Raw genomic sequence first — 18,305 nt, 5'->3', positions numbered from 1 at the left:
ACTAGAGATACGAACTTCAAAAACAGTACTCATTTTATGCCATAATGGTAGAGAAGAAGGAATCCAATAATCAACGAAAAGGATGTCATTCGCCATGGCTGAAAGACTGATTGATTTAGCACTACAAGGTGGGGGGGCTCATGGTGCGTTTACATGGGGTGTATTGGATCGTTTACTTGAAGAAGAAAATCTACGAATCGATGGTATTTCCGGTACCTCCGCAGGCGCGATGAATGCGGTAATTCTTGCGAATGGATATACCACAGATGGTCCTCAAGGAGCACGTGAGGCACTTGAAGCTTTTTGGAAACAAGTCTCTGACGCTGCTCGCTTTAGCTTCTTACAACGAAGTCCTTTGGATGTGATGTTGGGAAAATGGTCCCTCGATCATTCTCCTTTTTTTATCACTATGGATCTTTTCTCCAGATTATTTTCTCCCTATGATCTTAATCCATTAGGGATTAACCCACTGCGTGACATTTTAACCGAATCCATTGATTTTAAAAGACTATCGAAAAGTTCAATTAAATTATTTATTACGGCGACTAATGTAAGCACAGGCCGAGGAAGAATCTTTCGTAATAACGAAATTACACCTGATGTACTTCTTGCTTCAGCTTGTCTTCCTACTATGTTCAAAGCAGTCGAAATTAATGGAGAGTACTTCTGGGATGGTGGATATTCAGGGAATCCAACGATTACGCCATTGGTACGTGAATGTAAATCACAAGACACCATATTGGTACAAATAAATCCAGTAACCCGGCCTGATTTTCCTCAATCAGCAAGAGAGATACTCAATTGGTTGAACGAGGTTTCATTCAATGCCGTGTTGCTCAAGGAGCTTCGCATGATTGCCCTCTTACGGCAATTAGCTATTCCCGATAATTGCGAAGGGGGAAAATGGGCTGGTATGCGGATACATCGTGTCAGTAGCGATATTATGGTTGAACTTGGTTATTCATCCAAGCTTAATGCGGAATGGGAGTTTTTACTTATGCTTCGAGATGAGGGGCGTCGTTCGGCACAAGAGTTTCTTACAAACCATGCCGCAGATATTGGGAAACGATCCTCATTGGACCTCGATGAATTACTTGAAGGAGTATAACTCGTGGGTTTATTGGGAATTTTAGTTGGTCTCACCCTACTCATCGTGTTGGCATTTCGCGGTTGGAGCATACTTCTTCTTGCGCCTGGGGCCGCCTTAATCGCCACATTAATTTCTGGTGAACCTTTGCTTGCTCATTGGACGCAAACCTTTATGAATGGAGCAGCACGCTTCATTGCTCAATTCTTTCCATTATTTTTGTTGGGAGCCCTATTCGGTAAATTAATGGAGGACAGTGGCTCTGTATCGACAATTGCAAACTTTATGACTCAGAGGCTTGGAACGAAGCATGCCCTCTTGGCTGTTGTATTAGCTGGAGCATTAGCAACATATGGTGGTGTAAGTTTGTTTGTTGTTTTTTTCGTACTTGCCCCCATGGCCCAATCTTTATTCAAAGCAGCGGTTATTCCTCGTAGATTGATGCCGGCAGCTATTGTTCTGGGAACATCGACATTCACTATGTCCGCCTTACCGGGTACACCTTCAATACAAAATGCCATCCCCATGCCATTTTTTGGTACTACACTATTCGCAGCACCAGGCCTTGGGATTATTGCGTCTGCCGTGATACTCGCTTTTGGAATGTGGTGGCTTAAACGAGCGGAAGCTGATGCCAAACACAAGAATGAACCTTTTGGTGAAGGAGTTCTCGCTGAAGTTGATAGCATTGTTAATGATCAACTTATCCGAGGACGCGCAACGGCGGACCATGAATTTGATACGGCAGAAATTACTCATGGGAGGCATAGTAATAGCACACCCACAATTACACTTGCCTTTTTGCCAATGTTTATTGTTATTAGTGTCAATTTTGTAATGGCACTGTTAATTCTTCCACATTTTGATTTTTCATTTTTAGCAAAAAAAGAATGGGGGGCAACTTCTTTTTCCGAAGTGGGTGGTATCTGGTCTATTTTGATTGCTTTGACATCAGCAATTTTTGCCCTCATAGTTCTTAATCGAAAACGTTTTCCTAGCTTGCGTGAGACAATGGACGCAGGGGCAAATGCTTCGGTTTTACCAGTTTTAACCGTGGCAAGTTTAGTTGGTTTTGGTGCCGTGATTGCGGCGCTTCCTGCTTTTGCGGTGGTACGTAATTGGGTTTTGGAGTTAGGTGGTGGGCCCTTAGTCTCAGTGGCAGCAGCAACCAATATCCTTTCTGCGATTACAGGCTCGGCATCGGGTGGGCTTTCCATTGCCCTTGAGTCATTAGGCAGTACTTATCTAAATATGGCACAGCAATATGGAATTGAGCCTGCCTTATTGCATCGTGTCGCAGTTATTTCATCTGGAATATTGGATACTCTCCCTCATAATGGAGCGATCGTAACACTCCTTGCCGTATGCCAAGTGACTCATCGTCAAAGTTATTGGGATATTATAATCGTTGGAATTGTTGGACCTGCTCTCGCTCTCGGTGTAGTTATTTTTCTAGGGGCAAGGTTTGGTTCATTTTGAGCGAAATAAATGAAAATTGTTATAATTTTAAAATTCAGCTTAATCAATGAGGTTCTGAAAAACTGGCGAAGGGATCGAATCTCTAGTCTTGCTGCAGCTCTGGCTTACTATACTTTATTTTCGCTGGCTCCGCTTTTATTAATATGTATTTCCATAACTGGAACTTTATTTGGTGAAGAAGCTGCCCGTGGACAAATATTTGGGCAACTCAATTCCTTTTTAGGCGAGCAGACGGCTTTACAAGTCCAAGAAATGATACAAAATGTCAATCAGCCTTCTACTGCGTTAATAGCCCGGATTTTCGGTATTCTCCTTTTATTACTAAGTGCATCACGAGCTTTTAGTGCAATTCAAGAAGGATTAAATATTATTTGGGGCGTGCAGCCTTCTGCGAAGAGGAATTGGTTTGATGCCCTTAAACAACGGGTTGTTCCGTTTACGATGGTATTTATTTTTGCTTTATTATTGTTTGTCTCCTTAGCGGTAAGCGCTTTTTTGGCTATTTTAAGTAGCCATATGACTCATTTTATGGGAATAAATATTTATCTAGAACTACTCGTTAGTTACCTGTGTTCATTTTTATTCGTGACTCTATTATTTGCACTAATGTTTAAAAATTTACCTGGTGTTGAGCTTCGATGGGAGAATATTTGGGGAGGAGCCTTAATTACTGCCTTAATGTTTAATTTGGGAATAATAATCATTGGTTTTTACCTAAATAAAGCTCATCTTGATTCTGCTTTTGGAGCAGCAAGCTCAATCATTGTTCTTTTAATATGGGTTCATTATTCAGCTCAAATATTCTTTATTGGCGCTGAAATTACCAAGATTTATGCCGAGGAAAAAGCAGGTTGAATTCCCTATCTCAAGTTAGTCTCCTCTTTTCTAATTTAGTTAAATGCTTGGGAGTGCGACATTAAATGCCGAACGTCGTTCTGTGGCAGTTTAAATTATTTCATTCAGACATAGTAATAATTCGGTGTAAAAGGCAATAGTACTGGAAAACTTGTATCAAGGCTGCTTAGACATTAATCTATACTGAGGTTCGGAAGGGATACTGACAAAAGGACCGTTTCTTGTTTATTTTTGATTCAATCGCTGGATACTCTGGAAGGCTGAAGGACGCAGCGACTGAATACCTGTTCCATTTAAAAGTTTCGAATACAACGAACCCGTTTCGAGCCATACTTATCTGAAGGACCGAAATTACCACTCGGAACGTCTACACTATAAGCATTAGTAGCTGCAAACCATTGTGTTGAACTCCAGTAAACTGTAGAACTGAATGCACCGAAGGCACAAGGATAGGAGGACCCTGGGCACAGAGCGAAAATTACGGCTTGAAGCTCATTTTTTGCCGGCAAATACCAATCAGCGCTGATAGCTCTGCAGCGGTAAGCAGCACAGTTACCCGGTTGGTTTGTACAAGCTGAATTAACGACAATGGCATTGGTGTTGCTAACGCCATCATTATTGCTCATTGCACCAGGAATGTCGGCTTTACTGGGAAAAGTCCATTCACTGGTAAACTCAGATCCAGCATCAATGACGACCTTACCATTAACCCCACTTTTTTGAAACACCAACCCACCTAGATGCGAAAAAGAAATCAATGTCGTGGGACTATTGCCTGTATTGCTACCCCTAATAGTAATGGTACAAGGCGCATATGGTGTTGTTGTGGTAAGTGCCAACAGACAGTTTGCTCCTGGTGCTACGCTGGTACAGTTTGAAGCGTCTACCGACAAATTTGGGCAGGAAGCTTTATCACTGACAGTAATATTATTGGCATTAAAAATACTGTCTGAATTGTTAGTGACCTCTAAGTCCAGAGTAGTAAACCCGTCAGTCGAAACAATTCGGCTTTGCTGAACAGGGCCTGTAATGCTAATCAGTGGTTGATCTGTTACAGCAGCATATACATTAGCCGTATTGGTATTGTCACCTTTAACTGGAATTATAGTTGGTCCTTCCTGAGTAGTCGAAGCAAATGTAATCGTGCAGTTTGCACCAATTAAAAGGCTGCTTCCACAGGTTGTACTTTGAATACTAATGCCGCTGCCACTAGGGATAGTCGCGATCACATTATTCGCCGAAGCTGAGGAACTTGCCTCATTGGTGACAGTTACTGTTCCTGTTGAATGTTCAGCAATCAGTAAAATAAATGGCTTAACCGTAATTTTCACTCCAACAGGAGGGTTCGTTAAAGTAATATTTAAATTATCAGGGGCACTTGGTCGGTAACATTGATTGGGATTAGGAGTTCCATTTGAATTGGCCTCACACAAAATGGGACCTGTTTGCACTCCTTTTTTTGGTAACTGATTGCCAGTAACCGAGAGTATTAACGAGCAGCTACTACCTGGCTGACCATGGGGAGTCAACCGACAAGGAAATGCTTGTTCAACTCCAGTGATAGGCTGCATCACCAACCATTTAGATTTGCGAGACTGGTTTTGAACTGAGTATACAACAGTAGCCGTTTGGCTTGAATTTATCGATACTTTCGGCGGATAGTTCGGATTTGGGGTGAAAGTCCATAATGGATAAGCGGCGGATGCAGTTGAGATAATGCAGAAGGCACTTAACCCAACACTAAGTTTGCGTACGAATTGCGTTACTTTCATTTTCATATCCTTATGAGCACTAAGTGAGGTTAAATAAAATACCCTTGGTCTAAAGGTGATTAAGCCCTATACGTTATTTAACGTTTGTTCTGCTGCACGCCCAATGTCAAGTGTCCTGCTCATCTCTGACTGGCTCAAGCCCATTTTAAACATAGAACTAATTTTTATGGTTTTGGCTGTTGCTGGACGTCCGTGTGCCTTTCCATTGCTTCTAGCATGTGCAATACCGGCTTTAACACGTTCCCGTAAAATTTCTCGCTCAAATTCAGCAAAGATTGCCAGCAAACCTGCCATACCTCTTCCCGTTGCCGTAGTTAAATCTAAAGCCCCAGTCAAAGATATAAATCCAACCCCAAGATCACTTAACTGATGAATGGTATGAAAAAGATCGTTGATAGAACGACCCCAGCGATCCAATTTCCAAACAATTATTACATCAATTTGCATGCCTAGTGTATGTTGGTCATGTGTTGAAACTCGGGCATAAACTCCTGCTTTCATACCTGGTCAAAAAACCCTTGAAATATAAGGATCAAAAGTCTTGATTTTTACATGGCCATAAACTAGTGTTTTGGGCCACTAAAAAATATACCTTAAATACACAATGACTACAATTCACGAAAACCCTTATCCAAGATTGAAACCAATCCTGACAACCAAGAACTCAAACAGAATTTTTTGCCATCAAAAGCAGAGCCTGAACTACTCAATAAGAGCACCAGTGAGAAATGACTTCATAGCCAGCTTGGGTTTATGCATTCGCTAAAATGGAGATTTATCGATTTTAGCGGCGTATTTTAGGGGGAATATTAACCGCATATCAAGTCATGAGCATCTTTCCAAATCATACGAAAAAATGCTAAGCACTGCAAATGAGCAAATTAAACATAACTGCAACACTATTTTACAAAACCTAAGCCAATATAAATTGGGGCAAGATGATGTGGCTGTAGATGATTATATTAAGCAGAAGAAAATAGAGTTAGAAGAAGCTGCAGACTTAAATGCGATCGCAAAACTCTAATAAAGAGTTAAGCGCTTCGTTAATCGAGCTTTTCTGGATCTTAAAGCAAGGGATAGTCTCGGCCAAACTGCACTGTCTTTAGCCATAGAGGCGGGAAATGAAGAGGCGGTCCGAGAACTTATAGCTCAAGGTGTGGATATGGAAATAACACATAGTTATGCTAGCAATAGCCCCCACCACATACTTTTTAAGTGCAGGTTGGTTACCCTCCTCCGAATCCCGTGGCTAAGACATGGCAATTCAGAGGACGTTTTTGTGGATATAAAAAAGTCAGTGGTTTTTGAGACGAAGTATTGGCTTGACAGCTATCGGCTTTAACGCTCTGGAGAGTGAGGTTCTACGACACCTAACTGAATGACAATGAAGAGGGGCAATCTTCAATTTGAGCGTTATTCTCTTCAGACTCATGGATGGTTTGATTGGCTTTATCTTTAGTATAAATTACATTTAAATTTCTATTTTCAACATCAAGGCACTGATACGCTCTCATATTATAAATATGTAAGGTTATGCTAATCTCGGTGCTCGATGTTTTTCTACACTTAAGTTGATGCACAAAACCACCGGTTAAATCATCCCAATTGGTATCAAATTGCTCTCGCTCAATACATTTATCCAATGCGGCAGTATTTTCCCCTGTAGGTAAATAAAATTTTTCCGTTATGGGGCCCTCCAGAACAGTCACAGTACCCTTGTATTTGTGATCATGAATTGATGTTTTTTGTTTTCTTAAAAAAACAAATATCCATATAGAAAAAGGGTTTTCTAAATCCTTATGATCATAAATAAGATGTCTACCGACACCTGTATTCTTGGCTAGATCAGCTGGCTTATAAACAGAAGTGTTTAATTTCAATTTACCCTCTACAAGTAATCTAGGTAGTAATTTTGAAACTTCTTGATAATCGATAGTTTTCAAGCTATGAATCGCCTCGCTAATTGCTTGTTTATTCGATTCTTTTGTAAGAGCAACTTCAGTTTTAAACATCATAACAAACACTCCTTTAATCCTTAATTGTCCTAAGCATCCAGTTTAGGGCATGTTGATCACGAATACCAATGCTCACACGCCCTTTTATCTTGATGCTAGTGTTCTTCACATACTGTATAATAACCATGGCGGTAAGGGTTACTACGTGCTCTAAATTTATAGTCACGGCAATGCTGACCACGATCATCAATGTATCGCTTATCTAGGCGAAATGAAAAATCGCCAAAATTCATGTCTTTTTGCCATTCACGTTCCTGACGAGCTCGGTCCTCTTTGTCCAAGTCTTTAAAAAACTTACTAAGTTTACTTGGATGACCAACAGAGATAACGCACATCAGACATAACAGCAAGGTTAATTTTTTCATAACTAGACTCTTTATAGATCACAAAGACCCCAATTAAACCATATTTTATTTAAATAACAAATATAGATATACTAATTACCACACAATGGAGTTATACCATTTAGTTTTACATTGAAAAATAGAACTTTGTTTTTTGCGAGGCATGTAGTGATGTAGCAACCTAAGGGCCTGTGGCACCTACCGTGGATTGCTTCACTTCGTTCGGACAAGTTTGAATAATTAATTAAAGAGGTTTGTATGTCAGGACGATATTTTAAAATAAACTTAGCACTTATTTTGATGTTCATGGTGCTTTACCTATTATTACTTCCATTTATACATTACCCCTGGACCACACTGCTCAAACCCATTCCGATTATCCTACTCATGATTCTTACCACACACATTCAGCCTAAACAGCAAATAGAAAAAATTTTTTTAATGTTAGCGCTAAGTTTTTCAGCACTGGGTGATATTAGTTTAACGCTTCCTGGAGCTGAAGCTTTACCAATGGGAATACTGGCATTTATGGTAACGCACTGTTCCTATATTTGTTTATTTTTAAAGAAAGGCCATTTTCAAAGAAGAAGAATAATTGCTTTTTTACCGATGTTACTTCTGATCCTCGCATTTTTTAGCTATATATGGCCTTATCTGGATAACATGAAGATCCCTGTAGCGGTTTACATCTGTTTGCTTGGCACGATGCTACTTTGTTCCTTCCAAGTATATCAATACGTGTTATTAATTGGCAGCGGCGCTACTTTGTTTTTATTTTCGGATTGTATTTTGGCGTTAGGGCAGTTTGCCGGGATGGGAAGCACCTCCCTATTGGTAATGCTCCTATATTACAGCGCCCAGCTTTTGATAACCCTGGGAATTATGTGTACTTGGGCTAAAGAAAACTGCTAGCCCACACCCTACTCATCCTAGAAATTGACAAAAAGAAGCAATTTGATCAATAATTCCCCAGTTTATTTTCTAGACATAAGGGTTATCATGCAGTTTAAACAAATGACAAGCACATTAATGCAAGCCTCTATCCTTGCATTATCAATGACAGGTACTGTTTTTTCTGGGGATGTTACTGTCGTCGGTTCAATAAAACAAACATTGAAACAATCTAATACAAATCCTTCTGCTCAATATGGTGTCATTAATAAAGATACTAGTGAGAAGGTAATCCAATTGTTACGTGTCGAACTTTCTGATGAGGCAAAAAAAAATCTAATTAATCAATCTCAAGTTTTAGCTCACACTAAAACTTCGTTAAAAGCGGATCTTTCAGTATTTCCTGCAAGCATACAATTAGGTATGAGTAACGTACCGGTACTGGATCAAGGAATTCATGGAACCTGTGTTACTTTTGCTGTAACAGGTGCCATTGATGCCGCACTTGCTAAAGGTGATTACATCAGCCAAGTGTGTAATTTACAATTAGGAAGTTATTTAGAAAAATTCGGTTATGGCGACAGCGGCTGGGATGGCAGCAATGCAGAGCAAGTATTTAGTCAAATTCAACAATATGGAATAGTTAATAAAACAAAAGAACGTACCCTAGGTTGTGGCGGCTACAAACAATATCCTACTTATTTGCCCCGTAATTCTGCTCTGATTATGGAGCCCGCACAGTATATTGCGATGCGTGAATTGGTTTTTGGCACTCAGGTAAACTGGTTTAATGTATTACAGGAAAATAATTCCGAACTTACTTTAAACGGAGTAAAACAAGCCTTAAACTCAGGAGAACGCTTAGTTTTTGGTGTACTTTTACCACGTGTGGATCTCGGTTTAGCTGGCGCGTTAGCAAAGCATAAAGCGATTAAACTGCCAGACACTTGGGTGATAACCCCAGAAATAATCAATGGCTTGGAGAGTATTGAAGCCGGACATGAAATGATTATTACTGGCTATGACGATAACGCTGTGGCTATTGACAACAAAGGGAAAAAGCATCAAGGATTATTAAAGATACGTAACTCATGGGGTCGTTTCGTCGGAGATGCTGGTGAGTTTTATATGTCCTACGATTATTTTAAATTACTCGCTATAGAAGTTTCACGAATATCCCCTGCTCATTAATCTTCTAAGTGAAAGGCATCTAGCCTTTCACTTCCTTTCTACACAATATGATACACTATGCATTATTCTTAATTAGTTAACCAAGAAAAATGTACATTAAACATACTTTAGCATGGATTCAATCCATGGTTATTGGACTCAATTTGTGCCCCTTCGCAAAGCGTGAGATAAATAATAATACTGCACGAATCGAGACTAGTTCGGCCACAGTTATTGACGATGCACTTGCTGATTTTATGATGGAAGTTGAGTACCTACAGGTAAACCCAGAAACCGGCACCACAGTACTTATTTATCCGCATATTTTAAGTGATTTTTACGAGTACTTAGATTTCGTTGATTTAGCTAATGATTTATTAGCCCAGGCAGGATATAAAGGCACTTACCAAATTGCAACGTTCCACCCTGATTATTGTTTTCAAGGCGTGAAAACAGATGATGTGACCAATTATACCAACCGCTCCCCATACCCCATGCTTCATCTTTTGAGAGAAGAAATGTTGGATAAGGCTATTTCCTATTATGGTGATACGGAGGTCATTCCTGAAAATAATATGCGCTGTTTGCGGGAATTAGGATTGGTTGAGGTAAAAAAACGTTTGGAACAATGTATGAAATAGATAATAGAGGTTTAAAATGAAGCTAACAAAACATCAATTTACAGGTGTATGGTTTCTTTCGGGCACTCTTATTTCCGTATTGAGCGAGTTTATTCAACTTTATCAGCCAAGTTCGAGCTTTTTAAGCCTCATAGTAGGCCTAATTTCGGGAGCTGCTGCGTCCTACTATTTAGGATATCATTATGGTTATTTAATAATCGAACTTCCAGAGTGGCATGTCCGTAATTGGTTTAAGACCCTTGTTTATGGATGGGTTATTAGTATTACAACGCTTTTCTGGATTTTATTTTTTTTAGCACTTTGTAGTTTCCTGCAAACAGAGTTTATAACGCTCATTTCGACTCATCAATACTGGCAAATTGCTTTACAATTAGCGCTCCTCCCCTTTTATTCTCTGTTCGCAGCAATTATAGGCTGTGTCTTAGAGCCAGTCCTTGTAATAGGAGTAAGTAGCCTAGGGGCTTTAGGTTTATTCCTATTACGTAAGTTCGTCATTGCTTTTGCGCAATAGGATGTTCATGATTACGTAATCGCCTTGCTTGCCTCTGAGTGCCAAGCTGCAGAACTTCGCTCACCTACTATTTATTCAGACTCTGCTAAAATAACTATAAAATAGCTTTAAACAGCATAGAATGGATAAGAAGAACACCATGGACAACTTTTCTGAAACAGAACACAGCCTTTTAAGAAGTAGCGAATTATTAAAAGGGCTTTCTGAAAAAAATTTTAATACTTTTCTAAGCTTATCACATCGCGCGGCTTATTCTAAAAATGAAAACTTGCTTGAAGAAGGAAAACATAGTGATTACTTATATATTGTAATCTCTGGCGGCGTTGATCTTTATAAATCTACCGGGACTAATCAATATTTGATTGGTAGTCTAACTACTGGTCAATCAATTGGAGAGATGCGGATAATTAAAAATCGCCCCTGCTCTTTAACGGTAACCACTAGTTCCCCTACAGTTGTTTTATGCATATTACTTAGTAAGTTACGTCATTTAGAATACAATCAATGCTATGAATCTATTCTTGACTCGATTATTGATATTCTCAGTTTTCGCTTAACCAATACGAATACTCTTGCGGTCAAAGGTGGGGCCAATAAAAAGAAAAGTTGGAAACGATATTTTTTCCCAGGGATGGTGATAGTAACAGCGCTTTTATTCGTAAGTGAACTTGGGGTTGCGGCTTATTATTTGCTGACTTAATCGAGCAATGCTATATTAAAAGACCCAGATTGTTCTGGGTTTTATCAAATATTTAAATTAAGGATTAATTTATGCCTAAGGAAATAATAGTATCAGGTAATCCTCATTCGTTTTATAACCAACACGGACATACCGTACAACATGGACATCCAAGTCAGCCGCATAATGGCCAACATGGGCACCCAGGACAACAACATGGACATCCAGGCCAACATTATCCCGTCGCAGGACAAGGTTATCCTTTACCTAACCAACATGGACATGTTTATCCGCATGTGAATGTAGAGCACCACGCACACACACATTCACACCAACATCCAAAGTTTTAATCTATCAAGACTCAACGAACCTAGCCCGTATTAAACGAATTCGTAATACGGGATATTTGGTCATAAATACCCGTATTACGAACACGGACAGTTTTAATTTATGTTTGAGCTTAAACCTAAACCTGACGTGGGGACCACTTGAGTATTCGATGTTCTCATGTTGCTGCCACCACTAAAAAAGCCTACACCTGATGCAGATGAATTTTGTTTGACAGGCTCTTCTTTTAGCAGAGAACGTTGATCATCAAGAATTACGTCGCCATTTCCATCTGTAATCTTCAAGTGAACCCTTCCATCCATACTAAGCTGAGTATCTAGAGCAACAAACTGGCCTGACATATCATAAGCCTGAACATATTCCCTTGTTTGGTCATCAATACTAAGTTGACAGGTAAATAAGTCTCGTTTTGCAGCCCATTCCTGCATTTTATGCACATCAGATAATGCCTGTATAAAATCAACGTTTTGTGAGTTAATTACTAGAGAATTAAATAAAGCGGTAAGTTGCTTTATAATGGAGGCTTGCTCATAGTCATAACTAATAACGAAAAATTTATTTCGTGCTTTAACTAATGGCAAGTTCTCTTCTACTTGTTTTATTAAATCGCTCAAGTGTATCTCAGAATAGATATAATCAGACTCGTTTCGCCCATCAGTAAATAACAAAATATTATGATGTTTATTTGATTTGCTCAATAACTCCAATTGCTGTCTACTTACCTCATAAAGGCAGGTAGAACCTTGTGGAGATAAAGCATTCACATTCATCTGTAATTTGTTTAATTCATCATTCTTGTAGGTTCCCACAGTTCTATGTGCCGTATTAAATTCAATAATAGAGATGCTTGCATTTGGTTGGAACAGGAACAATGCTTCTGAAAGTTTAATTACGCTTTTCTTTAAGGCACCGAGGCGATCGGATCCACTCATACTGCCACTGGTATCTACAACAAAAGTATATTCTGGAGGGGATGAAGCATAAGGAATAAAAAAATAAGGTTTGATTTCAAGCTCCCCTGTTTCTAATGCTTTTTGAGCATAAAAAACTTTTTTATTTTCAAACGCACTTACATTAATAAGTAGTAACGGTGATTCACTATTAATCCCAATGAGGTCCTCAGGATAAGACTTTAGGAACTGTTTAATATTAAATCGTAACTTATTGTCTACAATGCTGAGATTTTTATATTGAAGCATGTTGAAAAAAGTGGCATATGCAGCCTCTGGAAGTTCAAACTCAATATGCTCTTTTTCCTCATCAAGCGTATATTTTAAACCGTCTTCGATCAAAACCTGCAGTACCATATTACAGGATAATTTATTTGTTTTTTCTTTTTTCTGATCTGTACAGGTGCTCATCGCTATTTCATTGGTCAATAATTCTTCCAGAGAAAATTGTCTGTATTGAGGCTGTATAGAATTATTTGCTAATAAAGATTGCAAATTTTTGGAGAGTTGCTCACTACGTTGTAGGGCGTCTGACTTAAAAACAAGTAATTCATCATAACAGGATACCTCTGTGCCCTCGAGGCTGATACCCATATCATTTAATAACTGAATCATATTTTTTGTACGCAAAGCGTTATTTGCAAGTTGGCCCATTCTCACCCCATCTATTTAAATTAAAATCATATTTGTGCGAGATAATACATACAAACAAAGCATTGCTCAATAAAAACTTTTATTGTTCTAATGTTTGGGTTTTAAAGCCGTATTTCTATAGATGATCGCATGATTTGAAAAATATTTAATCATGCTGTATTGTTTAAGTATAAAACTCAAGGAAATTAACTATGCCTCTTACTGTACTTTTGGATGTGGATGATACCCTAAGAATGACTCATCAAGACGCTGAAGGTGGACGGTACCGTGAGCTTAATCAAGCACTTGTAGATGGGCTTAAAGCCAGTGGAGTCCAAGAAGTTTATTTTCTAACCAATATGGATTTGTCTGATTCTGCCCCAAGTAATAGAGAGGTACAATCTGATGAGGAACGCATGACGCGTAAAATCCTTATTGATGAGCTAGAACGTCAGGGTATAAAAGTAAATGCTGTTCTTACTGTTGCCGACGTTGCCTATGGCAAGGGGCCTGGAGCAGCTTATAAAGATCTTTATACAGCAGCTTATGCCACGGAAAAGAAAGAAGACCATCAAGCTTATCAAACACGTTGGCATGCTTATGCGAGCCAGCCCTATGATGTAGTTGCGGTGAAACCTAGAAGAGAGGAGCAAGCCGCTTTCCAAAAGGAACAGGCATTTCGTTATTTTTTAGCGCATATGAGCGATGAGCAGCTGGGAACATTGCTCTATGCGGATGATGATATCAGTTGTCTTCAAAAAATTGACTCAGTTGCCCAAGCGCGCCACATCCCAATGAAATTAATCGTTGTCAAACCAGAGCATTATCATACCGAGGAAGAGCGTGCAAAATATAAGCTGTTATTACAAGATGCCAATCCATTTGGTCCAGTTCTAGCTCATTATAGAAATTTTATAGGTAGCTACTTTTTCAGTACGCATAATGCAAAGGGTTTAGTGACAGCTGAAGGATTTATTAAGCAAGTAAATAAATTGAGCGACCAGGATGCGCGTTCCGCAATGATAACAGAGTTTCTTACTCAGGGAGAATACTCGAAACAAGATCGACACTCTTTTAGGACTCTTTTACTTGCTCATTTGCTTGGGAAAGACATTAAACAAGATTCAGAATTAAAAGAGGTTGCAAATAATTATACGGCTCATTTGAGCTCTTATCGCCAACAAGTTGTTGCTGTCGCAACCTCGAGCACATCCTTGAGTGGGGAAGATTTAGTCGAAAGTAGAAAGATCATTTCGAGCTTAACCGATTCAGAATCCCATGACTTTTCCGATGAGATCCCGAAGTCACCGAAGTTTCCTTAATAGTTGAGTGTGATTGCACTATTTTAGCTAGCTGGGACTAAATACAGTGGCATTCTCATTAGCACTCTGCTCACTCTTAAATACAAACGTATTACCATAGTACTGCTGAAGTAGTAGATTGCTCACCACATCAGGAGATATAATTAACAAACTGCGATGATAATTGGCACATAAGGATCCTCCGATTTAAGATATACTGCAGCCAGAGGAGGTCACCTGTCCCATGACTTCCAATTGGTGCAATAGAACGTTCGATGGAGTAACTATTGTCCTCTATTTCTTGGGCATCAACATGATTGTTTCTTCCTATTTTATAAGCCATTTGTGCAGCGGAGACTAGGAAACCCACCGTACATTTTGACTTTTTACTCATATAAGCAACACGAGGAAGAGACTTGCTTTAAGTATAGCCAATAAAAAATAAGCCAGCCCATAAATTGCTTTACCCATCCCTAATAAAACCTTAATAATTTTCAGATAAAATACTCAACTATGAATCACTCTGATCAGGTTTTGACTATATGACTATCTCGAAACAGCCTAATGAATACACCAGCGTTCATGGTAAGAAAAAACCAGAAATAAATTACTTTGTCATCTTTGGTGATAGTCTTTCTGATGGCAAAAACATGGGTGAAAAAGCTTCATTTTTAGGCTCATGGGCTAGATGGTTATGGTTGAAAATGCTTCATTTGGATAAATCACCCACAGAGCGATTTACCAATGGATACACTTGGGCTGATGCGCTAAAAGCAAGGCTGGTTAGCAAATTTGCAAGTGATACTCAAATAAAAAAAGATTCGGCTCATGGGTTTAGTCGATATAATCTGGATAATGCAGACATAAGTGATGATGTAATTTCTCAGACGCGTGCAGATCGTACAAAATTTACTTGGGATGAGGTTTATAATCAATCGATTCAGGTAAAACGTAAGAAAAGAGAACAGGATTCTGAAGAGGCAATTTTAGTCGCCCAAGAGACAAATAAGCCGAAGGGTAAAGCTAAAATCCTCGATAATGCTGATGCTGCAGATGCTATTATTGCTCACGATAAAAACGCCGAGCAGGTAGCTTTAAATGTTCAACTCCAAGAGTCTAGCGACGATTTAGCAGACAAATATATTACTGATCCCCGTTATAGCCGTTATGTACAAGAGAGCTATTCGCTTGATAGTGGTCGTAAAGCCCATTTTAATGGCCAGGTGTTTCTTGAAAACAATAGCCAAGGTGGCTCTACATCTCATAATTACAACGGATCAACCAAATTCCTTTCTATTTTCTCTCCGTTTACAGCATTAAAATTGTTTTTTACTCGTTTAATCGTTTCTAACTTACCAGAGCAAATTACTCAATTTTTGAAGCGTAATGAACAACGGGAGATTACTCAGGAGCAAAAAGACAAAACGTTGATTACCTTGTTTTCTGGAGCTAATGATTTAATTACAGCCAATGCCAGACCAATGGAAGCTGCAGCTAATCTTGCGGTGAAAGGAACTATTGACAGCCTTGAGCGCTTGTTGGATCAAGGTTATAGTCATGTTGTCGTATGTGATTTACCTGATTTATCGTTAACGCCTCGTTTTCAAAACAGTTCTGAAGAAGAACGTACCAATGCACATAAAGTATCTGAGTATTTTAATACCCAACTCAAATTAAAACTCAATGAATTAAAAGTTAGGCATCCTAATTGCTCGATTGAACTCTTTGATATTAAATCTGTTTTTAGTGAAATTTATCAAGATGTTCTTACACAAGGGGCGCAATCAAAATATGCTGAATACTTTGACCAAAGTAAGCTTAAAGAAGCGTATGTTTCTTCAAAAGATTTTCAAATCACTCCAGAGGGAACTTCCCCTGGGTGTAGACATATGTTTTGGGACGATGTGCACCCTACTGCTACCATGCATGCTTTATTAATGGAGCGATTTGTCCAAGATAAAAAAGGTTTAGCTATGTACAATGTTTCAGCGCCAGAGGAGCAAACTGCTGAAAAATTGTGCCACTTATTTAGAGAAAAATACCACGATAAATTGCAAGGAAGTTTCTTAGGCTTGTGGTCTTATTCTAGAAAAGGATTACCAATTGATTATACGGCCCCTCAAGAAGCATTGAGGATGATTTTAAATTACGCACTTAAAAATCCTACGCAAGCAGGAGATTATGTACGTGAAGCCATGAGTGATTTAGGCTGGTGGTCAGAGGAAAAAGGTCCCAATCTGACTATTCCTGCCATCGCTGATGCGATGGATGCTTTAGAGCGTCAATCGCCGAAGAATGAAAGAATAAGTTCACCTGCAAAAATGGCGAGTATGCTGGATGTTAAGGTTGCTCCGGCTCGACGCCATAATTTAGAGTTAGATCCCGTGGTTGTGAAAAAACTTGAGCACTTAAAGAACAGAAAGGAGCATGAGCCTGCTGCTATAATGCAGCAAACCGAAGAACACGCTGTAGTTTTAGGGATGTAAAACACACTAGCTCGTTCATTTATCCTAAACTAGCGAATTACCGCGGCTCGACCGCGGTATCCATAAGTCAGGATACCGCAGTCAAGCCACAGAAACTCCTCTAGCGCTGCTCCAAGAGATGCAATCTCCACTTCCGAGAAAGGGCTTTAAGAACGGCCTGACCGCGAACACTTGTACCTGCTTTATCAAGACGAGGCGAGTACACCGCAATGGCCATTTTATTGGGTATAATTGCAATGATTCCCCCACTCACCCCGCTTTTTGATGGAATACCAATGGTAACAAACCAAGATCCACTTTTCTCATAAATCCCGTTGATCACCATTTCAGATAAGACATCACGCACAAATTCGGGAGCAATGACCTGTTGTTTGGTTATCGGGTGGATACCATGGTTTGCCAGAGTTGCCCCCATTAAAGCTAGCTGCTTGGTATTCACCATAATTGAACAGGCTTTAGTATATCTATCTAACACCTCATCCGGCTCACCAACAAGCATGTCACGGGATTTTAGTAATTGAGCTATTGCGTGATTACGTCTATTTGTCTGTGATTCTGATGCGTAAATTTTCTGGCTTAAAAAGGGCTTTCCATCACTTAAGTTTCCAATAAACGATAAAAGACGATTCCATTTTTGAGTTGAATCGTCTCCTTTGATGTAGCTCGTAGTTTGTATGGCACCGACATTAACAAAGGGATTATGAGGTGTATCCTGCTCCAGAGATCGAATAGAGTTAAAAGGCTCCCCGGTTGCTTCGAGACCAATCTTATTAAAAATAATCTCTTCACCATTATCCGATAATGCCAAGGCATAGGCAAATATTTTGGATATAGATTGCAAAGAAAACAAGGTATCTGCATTACCTACCGACAATGATTCCCCATCAACAGTTACTATAGAAATAGCAAATAATTCCGGATCAACCTTTGCCAACTCCGGAATATAAGAGGCCTGCTTTCCTTGGGTAATAGCTTTGCCTTTTTCGTAGAGGGTATTTAAGGTCGTCGTCGCGTCGTTGGGTAAGCTATTTTTGTTAAAAGAGTATGAGGAAGAATAAAACAGGCACAGGATTATAAAAATGTTAATTTTGGTTTTCATCGATACCCGCCTTGCTAAACCATTATTTAGTTAAATTGGTCAAT

19 protein-coding genes are annotated in these 18,305 nt (G+C 39.3%); 13 read left to right on the top strand and 6 right to left on the bottom strand.

What is annotated here, in order from left to right; all coding sequences use genetic code 11:
• The first annotated feature begins 94 nt into the window (after positions 1-94).
• From E1P08_RS01350 to E1P08_RS01340, 3 genes are read left to right on the top strand one after another with little or no spacing between them, the layout of a single operon-like run.
• Entirely contained in the window at positions 95-1,108 is a 1,014-nt protein-coding gene (locus E1P08_RS01350; RefSeq protein WP_242602336.1) for a patatin-like phospholipase family protein, read from the top strand.
• Between the two features lie 3 nt (positions 1,109-1,111).
• Entirely contained in the window at positions 1,112-2,566 is a 1,455-nt protein-coding gene (locus tag E1P08_RS01345; RefSeq protein WP_133135224.1) for a GntP family permease, read from the top strand.
• A gap of 9 nt (positions 2,567-2,575) precedes the next feature.
• Positions 2,576-3,421, top strand: coding sequence for a YihY/virulence factor BrkB family protein (locus E1P08_RS01340; RefSeq protein WP_133135223.1), 846 nt, complete (start codon positions 2,576-2,578; stop codon positions 3,419-3,421).
• Positions 3,422-3,714: 293 nt separating this feature from the next.
• Here E1P08_RS01340 and E1P08_RS01335 read toward each other — a convergent pair whose 3' ends face one another.
• Both E1P08_RS01335 and E1P08_RS01330 read right to left on the bottom strand, forming a co-directional pair.
• Positions 3,715-5,193 carry an Lcl domain-containing protein gene (locus E1P08_RS01335; RefSeq protein ID WP_165485050.1) on the bottom strand — a complete coding sequence of 493 codons (1,479 nt, stop codon included), beginning with the start codon at positions 5,191-5,193 and terminating at the stop codon, positions 3,715-3,717.
• A gap of 66 nt (positions 5,194-5,259) precedes the next feature.
• Positions 5,260-5,694: a recombinase family protein gene (locus E1P08_RS01330; protein WP_133135221.1), complete on the bottom strand. Its 435-nt coding sequence runs from the start codon at positions 5,692-5,694 to the stop codon at positions 5,260-5,262.
• Positions 5,695-6,049: 355 nt separating this feature from the next.
• Between E1P08_RS01330 and E1P08_RS17070 the strand changes: the two genes are divergently transcribed.
• Positions 6,050-6,217 (top strand): hypothetical protein, encoded by a 168-nt coding sequence (locus E1P08_RS17070; protein ID WP_165485049.1) that lies wholly within the window; start codon positions 6,050-6,052, stop codon positions 6,215-6,217.
• A gap of 33 nt (positions 6,218-6,250) precedes the next feature.
• Entirely contained in the window at positions 6,251-6,535 is a 285-nt protein-coding gene (locus E1P08_RS17705; protein ID WP_423202197.1) for a hypothetical protein, read from the top strand.
• A gap of 28 nt (positions 6,536-6,563) precedes the next feature.
• Here E1P08_RS17705 and E1P08_RS01325 read toward each other — a convergent pair whose 3' ends face one another.
• Together E1P08_RS01325 and E1P08_RS01320 are read right to left on the bottom strand one after the other, a co-directional pair.
• On the bottom strand, positions 6,564-7,208 hold the full coding sequence (locus E1P08_RS01325) for a cupin domain-containing protein (RefSeq protein ID WP_207387327.1): 645 nt from the start codon (positions 7,206-7,208) through the stop codon (positions 6,564-6,566).
• Between the two features lie 95 nt (positions 7,209-7,303).
• The gene (locus tag E1P08_RS01320) at positions 7,304-7,573 is read right to left on the bottom strand and encodes a hypothetical protein (RefSeq protein ID WP_133135220.1); all 270 of its coding nucleotides are present in this window, start codon (positions 7,571-7,573) and stop codon (positions 7,304-7,306) included.
• A 237-nt stretch (positions 7,574-7,810) separates the two neighbouring features.
• Here E1P08_RS01320 and E1P08_RS01315 point away from each other — a divergent pair, with 237 nt between their 5' ends.
• The 6 genes from E1P08_RS01315 (at position 7,811) to E1P08_RS01290 (ending at position 11,794) form a co-directional block, all read left to right on the top strand.
• Positions 7,811-8,464: a lysoplasmalogenase gene (locus tag E1P08_RS01315; RefSeq protein ID WP_133135219.1), complete on the top strand. Its 654-nt coding sequence runs from the start codon at positions 7,811-7,813 to the stop codon at positions 8,462-8,464.
• 87 nt (positions 8,465-8,551) lie between these two features.
• Complete coding sequence (locus E1P08_RS01310; protein ID WP_133135218.1) at positions 8,552-9,634, top strand: C1 family peptidase; 1,083 nt, start codon at positions 8,552-8,554, stop codon at positions 9,632-9,634.
• Between the two features lie 89 nt (positions 9,635-9,723).
• Complete coding sequence (locus tag E1P08_RS01305) at positions 9,724-10,254, top strand: DUF1415 domain-containing protein (RefSeq protein ID WP_133135217.1); 531 nt, start codon at positions 9,724-9,726, stop codon at positions 10,252-10,254.
• A gap of 16 nt (positions 10,255-10,270) precedes the next feature.
• Positions 10,271-10,765: a hypothetical protein gene (locus tag E1P08_RS01300; RefSeq protein ID WP_133135216.1), complete on the top strand. Its 495-nt coding sequence runs from the start codon at positions 10,271-10,273 to the stop codon at positions 10,763-10,765.
• A gap of 139 nt (positions 10,766-10,904) precedes the next feature.
• Positions 10,905-11,465 carry a Crp/Fnr family transcriptional regulator gene (locus E1P08_RS01295; protein ID WP_165485048.1) on the top strand — a complete coding sequence of 187 codons (561 nt, stop codon included), beginning with the start codon at positions 10,905-10,907 and terminating at the stop codon, positions 11,463-11,465.
• 71 nt (positions 11,466-11,536) lie between these two features.
• On the top strand, positions 11,537-11,794 hold the full coding sequence (locus E1P08_RS01290; RefSeq protein WP_133135214.1) for a hypothetical protein: 258 nt from the start codon (positions 11,537-11,539) through the stop codon (positions 11,792-11,794).
• A 93-nt stretch (positions 11,795-11,887) separates the two neighbouring features.
• On the opposite strand, the gene E1P08_RS01285 is transcribed toward E1P08_RS01290, so the two are convergent.
• Positions 11,888-13,396: a VWA domain-containing protein gene (locus E1P08_RS01285; protein ID WP_133135213.1), complete on the bottom strand. Its 1,509-nt coding sequence runs from the start codon at positions 13,394-13,396 to the stop codon at positions 11,888-11,890.
• A gap of 191 nt (positions 13,397-13,587) precedes the next feature.
• Between E1P08_RS01285 and E1P08_RS01280 the strand changes: the two genes are divergently transcribed.
• The gene (locus tag E1P08_RS01280; RefSeq protein ID WP_133135212.1) at positions 13,588-14,697 is read left to right on the top strand and encodes a hypothetical protein; all 1,110 of its coding nucleotides are present in this window, start codon (positions 13,588-13,590) and stop codon (positions 14,695-14,697) included.
• A 521-nt stretch (positions 14,698-15,218) separates the two neighbouring features.
• Entirely contained in the window at positions 15,219-17,162 is a 1,944-nt protein-coding gene (locus tag E1P08_RS01275) for an SGNH/GDSL hydrolase family protein (protein WP_133135211.1), read from the top strand.
• Positions 17,163-17,262: 100 nt separating this feature from the next.
• Here E1P08_RS01275 and glsA read toward each other — a convergent pair whose 3' ends face one another.
• Positions 17,263-18,261: a glutaminase A gene (gene glsA, locus E1P08_RS01270; RefSeq protein WP_133135210.1), complete on the bottom strand. Its 999-nt coding sequence runs from the start codon at positions 18,259-18,261 to the stop codon at positions 17,263-17,265.
• Positions 18,262-18,305: the final 44 nt, after the last annotated feature.

It is taken from the genome of Legionella rowbothamii (assembly GCF_900639985.1).
Taxonomy (GTDB): domain Bacteria; phylum Pseudomonadota; class Gammaproteobacteria; order Legionellales; family Legionellaceae; genus Legionella; species Legionella rowbothamii.
Note: the sequence above shows the minus strand (reverse complement) of the source record. Positions and strands in the feature narration are given on the sequence as shown.